Origin of the sequence: Streptomyces sp. NPDC048192 (genome assembly GCF_043202415.1) — a bacterium.
In the GTDB taxonomy this organism is placed as follows: Bacteria; Actinomycetota; Actinomycetes; order Streptomycetales; family Streptomycetaceae; genus Streptomyces.
In genome coordinates, this window is record NZ_JBIDAL010000005.1 from 282,540 (window position 1) to 295,888 (window position 13,349).

A 13,349-nucleotide genomic window follows, 5' to 3' on the forward strand; every position below is an offset into this window, starting at 1 on the left:
AACCGGGCCGCCCGCACCCCGCAGACCAGGCACACCACTCCCAGAGCACCCGTGCACCCCATTTGCAGTCGGCCGAATCGCGCTCGGATCACCCCTCGGTAAGCTGACGGCATGACAGGACAAGTGCGTACCGTCGACGGCCGCGTGGCCGGCCGGCGTGGGCAGGCGACCCGGCAGAAGCTGCTCGACTGCCTCAGCGAGATGCTCAGCTCCTCCCCCTACCGGGACGTCAAGGTCATCGATGTCGCCCGCAAGGCGGGAACGTCGCCCGCGACCTTCTACCAGTACTTCCCCGACGTCGAAGGCGCCGTCCTGGAGATCGCCGAGCACATGGCGGCCGAGGGCGCCGGACTGACCGAGCTGCTCGAGGGACGGTCCTGGGCCGGCAAGTCGGGGTGGCAGACCGCGCAGGAACTCGTGGACGGGTTCCTGGAGTTCTGGCGGAAGAACGACGCGATCCTGCGGGTGGTCGACCTGGGCGCGGCCGAAGGGGATAAACGGTTCTACAAGATCCGCATGAAGATCCTCAACTCGGTGAACGGCTCCCTGGCCGACTCGATCGCCGAGTTGCAGTCCAAGGGCAGGGTCGACAAGGACGTGAACCCGGCCGCGGTGGCCGGCTCCCTGGTCGCCATGCTCGCGGCGGTGGCGGCACACCAGAAGGGCTTCTCCTCCTGGGGCGTGAAACCGGCCGAACTCAAGCCCAACCTCGCGCTGTTGGTCCACCTGGGTGTGACGGGAAGGAAGCCGTCCAAGTAAGACCGATTTCCTTCGCTCTGCCAAGTCCTGTCTCCCGGACGGCGGTTCACACGGAACGATCGTGTGGGCCGCCGTCTGTTTTCTCCCCGGCCGACTCCGCTTGCCGCAGTGCCTCGGTGAGCGGCTGCCAGCTCCAGTGACCGGGCCCGTTGGCCTCCAGCCACTCCCGCGTCCACCGGCGCACGTCCCCGTCGCGGTCCCGGGGCGGGCCCGGCGGCCGCAGCAGGGCGAGGAGCAGTTGGTCGGAGCTTGACCGGGTGCTGTTGCCCGGGAGCCACTCGAGCGCGCGGGAAGCGGCCGTCTCCCGCCAGCGGGCGTGCCGCAGCAGCTCGGCCAGGGTGTACGGCCGGACCTTCCCGTCGGCCATGCAGAGGCCGGCGGCACGGTCGAGCTGCGGGCCGGTGAGGTCCCGCTGGGCCAGGAGGTGCCGGAGCACCTGGTCGCGCCGTTTGTTGAGCGGGCCGGGCCCGGCGACCCAGTCCAGGGTGTACTCGATCAGCGCCGTCCGCTGCTCCGTGCCGCTCGGTACGGAGTACAGCAGGCCGTTGAGGATGCCCACCGCGTGCTTGCCCTCCAGCGGCTCGGCCAGCACATGAGGCACGAGCGCGGTGGCGCACTCGGGCCCCGGGCCGGGAGCGGCCAGCAGCACGGGCAGCAGCGGGGTACGGCGGCCCGGGTGCCGTGCGATCCAGGCCGCGGCGAGGTTCTCGGCGCGGGTGCGGAGGGCGGGCGGAAGATCCTCGCGGGCGAGCAGAGGCCGGAGGAGACGGTCGGCGTTGGGGGCCTCCGCGTGGCCCTCCAGCCAGACACCGGCGGCTTCGAGGGCGCGGCCGGCGACTCCGGGGCCGAGTGAGCTCAGGCTGAGCAACGGCTCCAGGACGAACCCCGCGTCGTCACTCGCGGCATGCTTCGCCAGCCAGTGCAGGGCGTGGCGCACCGTCTCGTCCGGGTGGTCGTCGGCGAGACGGTGGTGATGCCACAGCAGCGGTCTGAGGACATAGCTGGCGTCCGGGGCGAGAGCGTGCTCCTCCAGCCACTCCAGGGCCAGCTGGACGGTCTCCGGGCGGTCGGGCTCGGCGCTGAGGAGGTCGTCCAGGAGAAAGCTGGCCTCCGGGACGGGGCCGTACCGGCGCAGCCAGCGGACGGCCAGGGCGGAGGCGTCGGCCCACGCCTCACCGGGCGGGGACACGGCGCGCAGCAGCCAGTGGAGCAGCTCGGAGTCCGGTCGCATGCCGAACTCCCGCAGCCAGCGCAGCGAGGCGTCGGCCACCTCGCGGCGCAGCCCCCGCGGCAGGTGGTCCCGGAGAAGTTCGGCCAGCAGGTGCCGCCGCGACTCGGGCACGGGCTCCTGGCGCAGCAGTTCGGTGACCCGTTCCTCGGCCGACCGGTCCCAGCGCAGCAGCGCGCCGAGGACGAACTCGTGCGGTTCGTCGGGGTTCAGCTCCAGCCACTTCCTCGCGTGTCCGACGGCCGCTGCGGCCTCCTCCTCCGTGAGATCTGCGCGCTGCAGCAGCGGGCGCAGGACAAAGGATCCCTGCCGGTTCGGGCGGTTGCGGCGCCGGTGCAGCCAGGCCAGGGCGAGGCCGACCACCCTGTTCCGGTGCACCCCGAGGTCGGTGCGCCGGAGCAGGCGGGGCAGGACGAAGGAGACGCCCGGGTTGCCGCTCTGCCGTACCACCCAGGTCAGCGCGGCGTCGCGCACGGCCTCGGCGGACGGCCCGAGCTCCCCCTCGCGGTCGAGAAGCGCGGCGAGCACGAGGGATCCGGCCGAGTGGTGCTCGTTGTCGCGCGTCCATCGCCAGGCGGCCTCCCGCAGCCGTCCGGCGGTCTCGGGCGTCAGGTCGGGGTGGCCCAGGGCGGCGGCCAGCAGCAGCGCGGCGCGGCGTTCGCGCTGGTGCCGACGGGCCCAGTCCGGCACCCGGTCGGCCACCATCGCCGTCTGCTGCGGTGTCAGGCCCTCCGCGTGCAGCAGGGCCTGCAGCAGGGCGCCCGTCTCCAGGGCGGCGGGCCGGGCCTCCAGGCAGGTCAGCGCGGCGTGGACCAGCTGGGCGGGCAGCGGGCCGGTGATCTTGTCCACCGCCTGGGCGAGCACCGCGGGCAGGTCGGCGGGCCGCTGCTCCTCGATGCGGTGCAGCCAGGGGGCGACGAGCCTGTCCCAGAGCCGCAGCATGCCCGGCTGCCAGGGGGTGCGGGCCATCAGGTCGTACGCCGTCCCGGCCGGCGGGTCGGCGGTGAGCAGCTCACCGATGGTCTCGGCCCGCCGCTCCAGCCAGCGGGCGCAGGCCTCCTCGACGCCGGCGCGCACCCGGTCGTCCTGGTCGGTGGTCCAGCGGGAGAGGTGGCGGACGGCTTGGGTGAAGACCGGCTCCGCCTCGTCGGACTGGCCGGTGTCGTCGAGGAGTGCGTCGAGGAGCTCGCCGACGGTGCGGCTCTGCACGGTCGGCCCGGGGACCAGGCAGGCGCCCAGCAGCCCGTCCGCCACGATGTCGTGCACCAGGTCGAGCCGGCCTCCGGCGGCGCCGCCGAGGAGCCAGCCGTGGTCGCGCAGCAGTTCCACCACGCTGTGGCCGAGGAGCGCGAACTCTTCGTCGGCGCGCCGGGCGAGCGCGCGGTCCACCGCCGCCTCCACGGCGGCAGCGTCCTACGGGCAGGCCAAAAGGGCGACCGTGGCCGCGAGCAGCCGGGTGTGCGGCCGGGTGTCGCCCGTCGTGCGGTCGGCGGCGGTCGGGGCGCCGAAATCCTTCTCCAGCCGGCGCCTGAGCCAGCTGAACAGGTCGTCCAGCCGCAGTTCGGACAGGTCGGGGGCGTCCCGTCCGGCGCGCGCCTGCTCCTCCAGGGCGCGGGCGATCAGCAGCGCCAGGACGGGGCGGTCGCTGCAGGCGGACACCAGCTCTTCGTCGCCCCACCGCCGCAGCGCCACGGGGGCCACCTTCTGGAAGATGCCGGTGGCCACCCTGACGCGGTACTCCCGGCCCTCCTCCAGGCGGACGCGGGTGAACAGGCCCTCCGCCTCCCGCTCCGCTCCTTTGAGCGCACCGGGCCGGACGGAGGCCAGCAGGGCCACGCGTCCCTGCGGGTCGTGCTCCTGGAGCGGTCGGCTCAGGTCCGGCACGATCAGCCGGCTGTAGCTGTCCAGGTAGTCCAGGACGAGCAGGACCCGGTCGGCACCCGCGAGCCGGGCGTGCTCCAGCGCCGCCCTCACCAGCTCATCGCCGGTGACCATGGACGTGGGGGTCGTGTGCAGGACGAGCCAGTCGCGTCCGCGGGCCCTGTCCGCCACCTCGTAGCAGGTGCGGGTCTTGCCGGCCCCTGCCACGCCCTCCAGCAGCACCCCCCGCTTCGGCTCCGCGATGCCGCCCGGCTCGAACTGCGCGTCCAGCTGGTTCAGCAGTCGCTCCGGCGCGGCCGCGCTGCGCGCGCCGGGGCTGACGAACTCCAGCTGCTGCTGGGTGAGGTAGCGCTCCGTGCCCGCCAGTTCCCGCAACGCCTGTTCGTGCGTGCGCAGGTGCGGGGAGAACCAGGACAGCTCCCACGGGGCGAGCGCGGCGAGATCCTCCGTCCAGGCCGTCCACACCGAGTCCCGGAACCAGCCGTCCACGCTGTTGTAGCGGCCCCTGACCACACCGACCACGGCATCGTCGGACGCCCGGCGCACCGGGGCGCCGCTCATGCCGCGCAGCAGGTCCTTGCTGCTGAACCTGCCGACCCGCGCTCCGTCGAGCCGCGGGCTCGTCCCCTCCCACTCGCCGCCGGCCTGGAGGTACTGGTACGCCTTCGCGCCGTGGTTTCCCGGCAGCTCCGCGAAGCCCTGCACGACCACCTCCGTGCCGCGCGGCACCCACGCCGTCGGCGCGACCCCCCGCACGGAGGCGGGGAGCGGGGTGTCGGTGCGCAGCAGGGCCAGGTCCTGCAGCACGTCCAGCCGCTCGACCACTGCTGTGCCCTGCGGGCCACCGGCCGGCCGTGCGAAGGGCACCTCGGCGCCCGGGGCGGCCATGCCGTGGTCGGCCAGGACGTGGCAGGCGGTGGCAAGGACGCCGGGGGCCGGCTGGAAACAGGTGCCTATGGGGGTGTGGCCGGTGGGGTGGAGGATGGTGGCGAGGTAGGGGGGCACGCCGGCGTGGTGCTCTGGTGCCCTGGAGGAGTCCGGTACGCCGAAGACGTCCGGTGCGCCGAAGGACGCGGGCATCACTCCGCCTCGCTGTCGGACTCCCCGTCGGCGGACGGGCGCGCTTCCCTCCCGTCGTAGGTCAGCTTCACCTTGAGCGACACGGAGCCGCCGGCCCCCGCCACGATGATGTCGCCCTTGGCCGAGAAGTTGATCCCGAACTCGATCTCCATGGCGTCCGGCCGCACCGCCCGGCCGGCCTGGCCGAGGGCCGTGGCCGTGGACGTGGCGATCTCCACGATCGTCGACTGCGCCTGCGTGAAGGCGTCCCGTGCGCGCTCGGTGAGCCCGCCCACGCCGCCGGCCGTCGGCTCGTCCCCGGGCAACCGCACCGGCACGGCTTCCACCAGGATCTCGGTGTCGCCCACCACGACCGGGATGTACACACCGTCCAGGTACACACCGTCCACGTCCGCCCCCGTCCTCGGCCACCGGTTCGCCGACCGTGATCCCCGGTGGATTCCGGTGTACCACACACCGCTTACGCCCCGCAGCCCCAACGTGCCTCTATGGACGGGCTGTTGTGGCGGGCAGCGGCCGGTCCCGCACCACGTGTTTCATCACCAGCGTCGAGGTCAGCCGCTGCACGCCCGGCAGGGTGGCCAGCCGCTCGTCGTACAGCCGCTGGAAGGCCGCGAGGTCGGCGGTGGCGACCCGGAGCAGATAGTCGGGCTCGCCGAACAGCCGCTGGGCGTCGAGGACGTGCTCCAGCTCGCCGACCGCCCGCTCGAACTCGGCGACCGTGTCCCGGTCCTCCTGCCGCATCGACACGAAGACCAGCGCCTCGAAGTTCAGCCCGAGAGCCGCCGGGTCCACCACCGCCCGGTATCCCTCGATGGCGCCGGACCGCTCCAGCTCGCGCAGCCGGCGGTGGCAGGGCGAGACGCTCAGGCGCACCCGCGCGGCCAGCTCGGTCACGGTCAGCCGCCCGTCCTGCTGCAGCTCGGCAAGGATTTTCCGGTCCACGTCGTCCATGGGTAAGATTCTCCCTCGCCATGCGCGATGTCGGGCAAACTTCGGGAACACTTTCGGGCCGTTCGCGCCTAATGTCGCCGGCATGGACTCGGGACTGCTCTTCTCCTTCCTCGCCGTGGACCTGCTGCTGGTGTGCGTACCGGGCGCCGACTGGGCGTACGTCATCGCGACCGGCCTGCGCCGCGGCCCGGTACCGCGCGCCGTGGCCGGCCTGGTCTGCGGATACGCCCTGCACACGGCGCTGGCGGCGGCCGGCCTGGCCGTCGTGGTGGCGGGCTCCCCGAAGCTGCTGACGGCCCTGACGGTGGCGGGCGCCGGGTACCTGCTGTGGCTGGGCTGGGGCGTGCTGCGCCGCCCGGCCGTGCCGAGCGCGGCGCAGGACACCGGGGACGGCCGGGGGTTCTTCCTGCGCGGGGCCGCGATCAGCGGGCTGAACCCCAAGGGGCTGCTGCTCTTCCTGTCCGTGCTCCCCCAGTTCCTCACCCTGCGCGGCGCCCATCTGCCGGTCCCGGTCCAGACGGCGGCTTACGGCCTGGTCCACATGGGGTGCTGTGCGGTGGTGTACGCCGTGGTCGGCGCGGTGTCGCGTGCGCTGCTGTCGGCGCGGCCGGCCGCGGCCCGGGCGGTGGCGCGCACGTCGGGGGCGGCGATGGTGGGGATCGGCGCGGTGCTGCTGGTGGAGCGGCTCACCACGGTGTAGCCGCGCCGGGGGCTGGTTTCTTTCGCCCGGGACGGTGGAGACCGGCCGGAACCGGTCGGCCGGCCGCGCATACGGGAAGACGCCTGCCATCGGCCGGTGTTGCCCGGCCACGGACGAGCCGCAGGAGGATGAGGGACATGGCGTTGACCCGCGAGGAGCGAGAGGCGTTCCTGGCCGAGGCCCATGTGGCCGCGCTGGCGGTGGACGCGGGGCCGGGGCGGGCGCCGCTGACGGTGCCGATCTGGTACGGGTACGAGCCGGGCGGCGAGGCGTGGATCATGACGGGGCTGGAGTCCCGCAAGAACCGCCTGATCGGCGAGGCGGGCCGGTTCACGCTGATGGTCGACCGGCTGGAGCCGACGATCAGGTACGTGTCGGTGGAGGGCCCCGTGGTCAGGACGGCTCCGGCGACGATCGAGGAGCTGCGGCGGATGTCGGCGCGCTATCTGCCGGCCGAAAAGGTGGACGGCTATGTGGACTTCGCCTGGAAGAACCACGGCGAGCAGGTGGTGATCCACATGCGTCCGGAGCGGTGGGTGTCGTCGGATCTCGGCCAGGTGTGACCATGGGGGCATGGGAACTGATCTCCCCGCACTGCTGAGGTCGCTGCGGGTCTGGGCGCCGGGGACGACCGAGCTGCGGCCCTTCGACCCGGACACCGCACCGCCGACCCCGCTGGCGCTGTTCACGAACTGGTTCGCGGACGCGGTGGCGGCCGGGCAGCCGGAGCCGCACACGATGTCGCTGGCCACGGTGGACCGGGAGGGGATGCCGGACGTACGGATCGTGATGCTGCACGGCGCCGACGCGGACGGCTGGTCCTTCGCCACGCACGTCTCCAGCCGCAAGGGCCGGGCCCTGAGCGCCCGCCCGCACGCGGCCCTGGCCTTCTACTGGCCGGTGCTGGGCCGCCAGGTGCGGATGCGGGGACCGGTGACGGCGGCGCCGGCCGAGGAGAGCCAGGCCGATCTGCACGCCCGCTCGACGGGCGCGCTGGCCGCGGCGCTCACCGGCCGGCAGAGCGAGGAACTGGCCTCGCTCGACGAGCTGCGGCAGGCGTCCGACGCGGCCTGGGAACGGGCCCGCGCCCACCCCGACGAGCCGTCCCCCACGTGGACGCTGTACCGGCTGCGCCCGCAGACGGTGGAGTTCTTCCAGGGGGACGCGGACCGGCGGCACGTGCGGCTGGAGTACCGGAGCACGGAGTTCGGGTGGAGCAGGGCGCTGCTCTGGCCGTGACCGGGCCCGCCCGCCGAACGTCTCCGCTCTCCCGCCCGGTTCAGCCGCCCGCCGCGCGTCCGGGGAACCCCCACACCGCGAACTCCGCCACCGGCCGGTAGCCGATGCGCTGGTACAGCCCGTTGCTCGTGGGGTTGGCGAGGTCGGTGAAGAGCAGGATCTCCTGGACGCCCGCCGCCCGCGCGGACCGGCTCACCTCGGCCGTGACCGCGCCCGCGTATCCGCGTCCGCGCAGGCCGGCCGGGGTGTAGACCGGAGCGACGCGGACCTGGCCGGCGGTCTCGGGGGTGACTCCGGCCAGGGAGACCGGGGTGCCGTCCGGGCTCTCCCAGAGGGTGATGCCGCCGTCCGCGATCCGTGCGTCGGCCCACGCGGCCGGGTCCGTGCCGACGCCGTGCCCGGTGTCCGCGTCGAAGGCGTGCTTCCAGCGGATCAGCAGCTCGCGGTCCGCGGTCCCGGCGATCCGCGCCCGCCCGGCGGGTGCCGGCTGCGGCACACTCAACTCGGCCAGCCGGTGCAGCCGTTGACGCTGCCGGAGGGTGGCCGCCGTACCGGTGCGGCGCTGCCAGGCCGCAGCGAAGGCCTCCGCCGACTCCCGCGGGCCGGAGACGCCGGACAGCGGCCGGTCCATCTCCGCGAGCCGGGCGGCGAGGGCGTCGGCCTGCGCCGGGGTGAGCGCGGTGACGTGCGGCGGGAAGGGCGGCGTGTGCAGCAGGGCCGCGCGGACCGCGCCGTCGTCCAGGACGCCGAAGAGCGGGGGCTCGGCGCCGTAGAAGTCCAGCCCGCGGCGTGCGAGCGCGTCCGTCACCGTCAGCGGCACCGTGTGCAGGGCGGGCCGTGAGCGCAGGAAGTCACCCGCGTGGGAGAGGAACTCGTCGAGGCCGTGGGTGAGTCGCCAGGTCTCTGGGCGCATACGGCCATGATCGGGCCCCGGCTCCGGGGCGGCACGCGGTTTTCCGGCCCCGGCAGCCCCTCCCGTGCCACCTGTGAGTACTCCCAGAATCACGGGCATATTGTTGACGATTTTGTCGCCACCAAAATACGTTCGCGAACGCAAGGCCAGGAGGTTCCGTACCGGAACCTGCCGCATCAGGCCCCCGCCGGACGAGAGGCAGCAAAGGTGAAGCACAGGGCAGTCAAGCGCAGGACGGTCGTCATGGGCATCGGCGCCACCGCCGGTGTCGCCGCGGTCGGCGGCATCGCCCTGAACGCCCAGGCATCGAGCGACCGCTCCTCGGGACAGGCCGCGTCCGCCTCGGACGCGCTCGTCTTCGACCCGGACGCGTACACCCGGCTCACCACCAGCGTGACCGGCACCGACGGCAGCACGCACTCGGTGACGTACCACTTCTGGAAGGCGCTCACCTATGTCGCCGATCCGGTCGACGAGAAGTACCAGTCCCTGAACGTGAGCGTGCCGGTCGAGATCGACGGCACCGCCGTGGACGCCTCCGACGCGCCGATCCTGTTCGCGAACTCGGTCGGCGGCTACATGCCGTCCTCGGTGGCCGACGCCACCGGCATCGGCGGCGGGGGCATGGGCGGCGGCATGCCGGGCGGCGGCGCGCCGAGCGGGGCGCCCTCCGCCTCCGCCTCGGCGCCGGGCGCGAACGGCAACACCAACGCCACCGGCGGCGCCCTGAGCACCAACCAGCTGCTGGCGCTGGCCGCCGGGTACGTGGTCGTCGAGCCCGGCGCCCGCGGCCGTACCCTCGAGAACTCGGCCGGCGAGTACTACGGCACCGCGCCCGCCGCGATCGTGGACCTCAAGGCGGCGGTGCGGTACGTGCGGTTCAACAAGGGCCGCATCCCCGGCGACACCGACCGGATCGTCTCGGCCGGCACCAGCGCGGGCGGCGCCCTGTCCGCGCTGCTCGGCGCCTCCGGCGACAGCCCGCTCTACGAGAAGTACCTGAGCGAGCTGGGCGCGGCCGACGCCTCCGACGCGATCTTCGCCACCGGCGCCTGGTGCCCGATCACCGACCTGGAGCACGCCGACGGAGCCTACGAGTGGAACTGGGGCGCCAACGCCGCCCAGTCCACCGGCAAGGTCGTCGACCAGACGGTGTCGAAGGAACTGCGCGCGCAGTTCGCCGAGTACCAGGCCGCCCTGAGGCTGCGCGGCCTGAACGGCTTCGGCCCGCTGACCGCCCGCAACTACGACGCGTACCTGCTCGAGCAGTACCTCCAGCCGTCGGCCACCCGGTACCTCGCGGCCCTGTCGGACTCCGACCGCGCGGCGTACCTGGCGAAGAACACCTTCATCACCTGGAAGAACGGCAGGGCGAGCTTCGCCTGGGACGACTACCTCACCCATGTCGGCGCCCGCAAGAAGACCACCCCGGCCTTCGACGCCTTCGACCTGTCGGCCGGCGAGAACAACGAGTTCGGCGCGGGGACGACCGAGAGCCGGCACTTCACGGCCTACTCCGCCGAGAACGACACCACCGGGCTGAGCACGCGGCGGATCGCCGCGGACATCCCCGAGAAGCTGCGGCTGATGAACCCGATGTACCACCTGGTGGAGAAGGTCAACGGGCGCCGCTCGAAGCACTGGTGGATCCGGCTGGGCGCCAGCGACACCGACACCTCGCACGTCGTCTCCGCCAACCTGGCCGCCGCCGCCGCGGGCCTCGGCGACAAGGTGAACCACCTCTACTACTGGGACAAGGGCCACGGCGCCAACGACGACCCGGGCGACTTCATCGCATGGATCGCGAAGGTGACGGGACACAAGGCCCGGAAGTAGGGGGTCCGGGGCGGGGCCGGCCGCCGTACCGCCACAACCGGCCGCCGTACGGCACCGGTCCCGCCCACTCCTCCCCCACCCGTGATCAATCCGCAACCAATTCCGGTCTTGACCGAGACCCATCAACCGGGTGCGTGATTACGCTCCCGAGCATGGCCGACTCCCGTTCCGCTTCCGCGCAGCTCTCCGCCACCCCCGCCGACCGCCCGGTGTACGTCATCGGCGCCGGTCCGGGCGGCCTGGCCGCCGCCTGCGCCCTGCGCGCACGGGGCATCCGGGCGGTGGTGCTGGAGAAGGCCGACCAGGTGGGCAACTCCTGGCGCGGCCACTACGACCGGCTCCATCTGCACACCACCCGGCGGCTGTCCGCCCTGCCCGGCCTGAAGATCCCCCGGAGGTTCGGGCGCTGGGTCTCCCGTGACGACGTCGTGCGCTACCTGGAGAAGTACGCCGAGCACCACCGGCTGGAGATCGTCACCGGCGTGGAGGTCTTCCGCGTCGACCGGGCCGGGGACGGCGCCGGCTGGCTGCTGCACGCCTCCGGCGGCCGCGAGCTGACGGGCAGCGCGGTGGTCGTCGCCACCGGCTACAACCACACCCCGCGCGTCCCCGACTGGCCCGGCCTCGAGCAGTACGGCGGCGAGTTCCTGCACGCGGGCGCCTACCGCAACGCCGCTCCGTACGCGGGCCGGGACGTCCTGGTCGTCGGCGTCGGCAACACCGGCGCCGAGATCGCCGTGGACCTGGTGGAGGGCGGGGCCGCGCGGGTGCGGCTGGCCGTGCGCACCGTGCCGCACATCGTGCGCCGTTCGACCCTGGGCTGGCCCGCGCAGTACTCGGGCGTGCTGGTACGGCGGCTGCCGGTGCGGTTCGTGGACCGGCTGTCCCGGCTCCAGGCCAGGGCCGCGCTGCCCGACCTGTCCGCCCACGGCCTGCCCCGCCCGGACACCGGGCTGTACAGCAGGGTCAAGGAGGGCGCCATCCCGGTGCAGGACGTCGGCCTGATCGACGCCGTCCGCGGCGGCAAGGTGGAGATCGTGGCCGCCGTCGACTCCTTCGAGGACGGCAAGGTGGTCCTCGCGGACGGCAGCCGGATCGAACCGGACGCGGTGATCGCGGCGACCGGGTACACCCGGGCGCTGGAGGGCCTGGTCGGGCATCTCGGCGTACTGGACGAGCGCGGCAAGCCCGCCGCCCACGGCGGCCGCACACCCGCCGGGGCGCCCGGGCTGTACTTCACCGGCTACACCAACCCCATCAGCGGAATGCTCCGCGAACTGGCCCTGGACGCCGGGAAGATCGCGAAGGCGGTGGCGAGACACCTGCGCACGGCCCGGTGACCCGCCAGGACCTCCCGGTCTCAGGTGTCGGGCACGGAAACCCTGAGGATGCGGACGACGCGGTCGGCCACGTCGGGGGTGACCGCGTCCGGGCATGCGATGCCCATGCGCCCGACGACGTCCCGCAGACACAGGTCCACCGCGCTCTCGATGAGCGGCACCAGGATGCCGATCGCCGCCCGGCCCCGCCGGCGCCCGGTGACCAGCAGGAGCACTCCCAGCGCGGCCGCCGGCCACCAGAAGGTGACGGCGGCCGCACCGAGCAGTGCGGCACCCCACGCGGCCGTCCGGGCGGCACCGGTGAAGCTGTCCCGGACGCCCTGGATGTCGTCCCGTACCTGCCCGTCGGCGACGGACCAGACATGGGGCCAGATCTCGGCCAGATCCATCCGGTAGCGCTCCGCCACCCTGGCCGTGGCCCCCGCCATACGCTGCGCCATCCAGGTCGGCTCGTCCGGGCGGCGCTCCGAATAGGCGTTCCTTCTGGCCAGCAGGCGCCGCAGCTCGGCGGCCCGGGAGTGCGTGTCGACGCCGCGGCGCCGGTTGCGGACCAGTTCCTGCCGCGCTTCCGCTTCGACCGCAAGGCAGGCCCGCTGCTTCCGGCTCCACCGCCGCTCCCGCCATCCGACGAGGAGGCGCACGTACCAGTCGGGTCCCGCGGGAAGCCAGAGCCGCTCGACCAGGCCGCCCGCCGACGACACCGCCAGGCCGGCGACGGCCGCGGACAGCAGCACGATCGCGGCAGCCACGACCAGGCCGGCGGGCTGCTGATACGCCTTGTCCGTGACCACGGACCGGACGTAGGCGCGCAGACGGGCGAGGTCGAGCGCGCGGGTGAACCCCTGGTGCCGTCCCACGAGCACACACGCCACGAACAGCAGGCCCGGCCCGAGGAGGACGGCCGCCCAGCGCTCCGCGGCCTTCTTGGACAGCTCCTGCAGGAAGGTGTTCATCACAGCAGCCGGACGCGTTCCAGCGGCCGGCCGGTCAGCGAGCACCGCGCGTCCTCGGACTCCGCCCGGTCGCAGCGCCTCACCGGGCAGACGTAGCAGGCCACTTCCGGGTCGCGGGCGCGGACACCCGGCAGCGGGCTCCAGGAACGGTTGGGCCGGGTCAGCCCGTGCAGGCCGATCGACGCCAGGGCCTCGTCGACGGCGTCCAGCGCCTCGGACAGCCGGCCCGGCTCGGCGCTGTCCTGGGTGAGCAACTCGGCGAAGTCGTCCAGCAGTTCGGTGGCGCCGGCCTCTTCGAGCATGTCCGCGAGGTCGCCATTGCGGCCGTGTTCCCGGCACAATCGTTCCACGCGCTCGGCGAGTTCCGCCGACAGCGGGTCGTCTTCGGGGGGCGGGACGCGATCGGTCACGAGCCGAGGCTAGCGGCAGCGGCGTCGAACGGCATCGGTGCGGAAGACAACGGGGG

The 13,349-nt window shown here is 73.5% G+C and carries 13 protein-coding genes; 6 read left to right on the forward strand and 7 right to left on the reverse strand.

The annotated features are described in order from the left end of the window. Nucleotides 1-123: 123 nt before the first annotated feature. The gene (locus ACGFZN_RS12095; protein ID WP_393858572.1) at nucleotides 124-759 is read left to right on the forward strand and encodes a TetR family transcriptional regulator; all 636 of its coding nucleotides are present in this window, start codon (nucleotides 124-126) and stop codon (nucleotides 757-759) included. A gap of 46 nt (nucleotides 760-805) precedes the next feature. On the opposite strand, the gene ACGFZN_RS12100 is transcribed toward ACGFZN_RS12095, so the two are convergent. From ACGFZN_RS12100 to ACGFZN_RS12115, 4 genes are all read right to left on the reverse strand, one after another. Beyond that, complete coding sequence (locus ACGFZN_RS12100; RefSeq protein ID WP_393858348.1) at nucleotides 806-3,388, reverse strand: hypothetical protein; 2,583 nt, start codon at nucleotides 3,386-3,388, stop codon at nucleotides 806-808. A gap of 12 nt (nucleotides 3,389-3,400) precedes the next feature. Then, nucleotides 3,401-4,948: a trypsin-like peptidase domain-containing protein gene (locus ACGFZN_RS12105; protein WP_393858349.1), complete on the reverse strand. Its 1,548-nt coding sequence runs from the start codon at nucleotides 4,946-4,948 to the stop codon at nucleotides 3,401-3,403. Next, nucleotides 4,948-5,337: a CU044_2847 family protein gene (locus tag ACGFZN_RS12110; protein WP_393858350.1), complete on the reverse strand. Its 390-nt coding sequence runs from the start codon at nucleotides 5,335-5,337 to the stop codon at nucleotides 4,948-4,950. Before ACGFZN_RS12110 ends, ACGFZN_RS12105 begins: the two co-directional genes overlap by 1 nt. 97 nt (nucleotides 5,338-5,434) lie before the next feature. After that, nucleotides 5,435-5,902 (reverse strand): Lrp/AsnC family transcriptional regulator, encoded by a 468-nt coding sequence (locus ACGFZN_RS12115; RefSeq protein ID WP_393858351.1) that lies wholly within the window; start codon nucleotides 5,900-5,902, stop codon nucleotides 5,435-5,437. Nucleotides 5,903-5,984: 82 nt separating this feature from the next. Between ACGFZN_RS12115 and ACGFZN_RS12120 the strand changes: the two genes are divergently transcribed. The 3 genes from ACGFZN_RS12120 (at nucleotide 5,985) to ACGFZN_RS12130 (ending at nucleotide 7,841) form a co-directional block, all read left to right on the forward strand. Then, complete coding sequence (locus tag ACGFZN_RS12120; protein WP_393858352.1) at nucleotides 5,985-6,602, forward strand: LysE family translocator; 618 nt, start codon at nucleotides 5,985-5,987, stop codon at nucleotides 6,600-6,602. A gap of 137 nt (nucleotides 6,603-6,739) precedes the next feature. Beyond that, nucleotides 6,740-7,165, forward strand: a complete 426-nt coding sequence (locus tag ACGFZN_RS12125; RefSeq protein WP_393858353.1) for a pyridoxamine 5'-phosphate oxidase family protein — start codon at nucleotides 6,740-6,742, stop codon at nucleotides 7,163-7,165. Nucleotides 7,166-7,175: 10 nt separating this feature from the next. After that, entirely contained in the window at nucleotides 7,176-7,841 is a 666-nt protein-coding gene (locus ACGFZN_RS12130) for a pyridoxal 5'-phosphate synthase (RefSeq protein WP_393858354.1), read from the forward strand. 40 nt (nucleotides 7,842-7,881) lie between these two features. Here the strand turns inward: ACGFZN_RS12130 and ACGFZN_RS12135 are convergent, their stop codons facing one another. Beyond that, a complete protein-coding gene (locus ACGFZN_RS12135) occupies nucleotides 7,882-8,754 on the reverse strand; it encodes a GNAT family N-acetyltransferase (protein ID WP_393858355.1) in 873 nt (290 codons plus the stop codon). Nucleotides 8,755-8,997: 243 nt separating this feature from the next. Between ACGFZN_RS12135 and ACGFZN_RS12140 the strand changes: the two genes are divergently transcribed. Together ACGFZN_RS12140 and ACGFZN_RS12145 are read left to right on the forward strand one after the other, a co-directional pair. Continuing rightward, nucleotides 8,998-10,590: a subtype B tannase gene (locus ACGFZN_RS12140; RefSeq protein WP_393858573.1), complete on the forward strand. Its 1,593-nt coding sequence runs from the start codon at nucleotides 8,998-9,000 to the stop codon at nucleotides 10,588-10,590. 152 nt (nucleotides 10,591-10,742) lie between these two features. Then, nucleotides 10,743-11,930 (forward strand): flavin-containing monooxygenase, encoded by a 1,188-nt coding sequence (locus ACGFZN_RS12145; protein WP_393858356.1) that lies wholly within the window; start codon nucleotides 10,743-10,745, stop codon nucleotides 11,928-11,930. A gap of 20 nt (nucleotides 11,931-11,950) precedes the next feature. Here ACGFZN_RS12145 and ACGFZN_RS12150 read toward each other — a convergent pair whose 3' ends face one another. Together ACGFZN_RS12150 and ACGFZN_RS12155 are read right to left on the reverse strand one after the other, a co-directional pair. Continuing rightward, complete coding sequence (locus ACGFZN_RS12150) at nucleotides 11,951-12,883, reverse strand: hypothetical protein (RefSeq protein WP_393858357.1); 933 nt, start codon at nucleotides 12,881-12,883, stop codon at nucleotides 11,951-11,953. Further along, nucleotides 12,883-13,293: a hypothetical protein gene (locus ACGFZN_RS12155; RefSeq protein WP_393858358.1), complete on the reverse strand. Its 411-nt coding sequence runs from the start codon at nucleotides 13,291-13,293 to the stop codon at nucleotides 12,883-12,885. The genes ACGFZN_RS12150 and ACGFZN_RS12155 overlap by 1 nt, the downstream gene beginning before the upstream one ends. Nucleotides 13,294-13,349: the final 56 nt, after the last annotated feature.

Excerpts from the sequence above, each read along its gene's own strand:
- ACGFZN_RS12145 (WP_393858356.1), top strand. The coding sequence starts at position 10,743 with ATGGCCGACTCCCGTTCCGCTTCCGCGCAGCTCTCCGCCACCCCCGCC.
- ACGFZN_RS12150 (WP_393858357.1), bottom strand. The coding sequence starts at position 12,883 with ATGAACACCTTCCTGCAGGAGCTGTCCAAGAAGGCCGCGGAGCGCTGG.
- ACGFZN_RS12130 (WP_393858354.1), top strand. The coding sequence starts at position 7,176 with ATGGGAACTGATCTCCCCGCACTGCTGAGGTCGCTGCGGGTCTGGGCG.
- ACGFZN_RS12140 (WP_393858573.1), top strand. The coding sequence starts at position 8,998 with ATGGGCATCGGCGCCACCGCCGGTGTCGCCGCGGTCGGCGGCATCGCC.
- ACGFZN_RS12135 (WP_393858355.1), bottom strand. The coding sequence starts at position 8,754 with ATGCGCCCAGAGACCTGGCGACTCACCCACGGCCTCGACGAGTTCCTC.
- ACGFZN_RS12105 (WP_393858349.1), bottom strand. The coding sequence starts at position 4,948 with ATGCCCGCGTCCTTCGGCGCACCGGACGTCTTCGGCGTACCGGACTCC.
- ACGFZN_RS12125 (WP_393858353.1), top strand. The coding sequence starts at position 6,740 with ATGGCGTTGACCCGCGAGGAGCGAGAGGCGTTCCTGGCCGAGGCCCAT.
- ACGFZN_RS12120 (WP_393858352.1), top strand. The coding sequence starts at position 5,985 with ATGGACTCGGGACTGCTCTTCTCCTTCCTCGCCGTGGACCTGCTGCTG.
- ACGFZN_RS12115 (WP_393858351.1), bottom strand. The coding sequence starts at position 5,902 with ATGGACGACGTGGACCGGAAAATCCTTGCCGAGCTGCAGCAGGACGGG.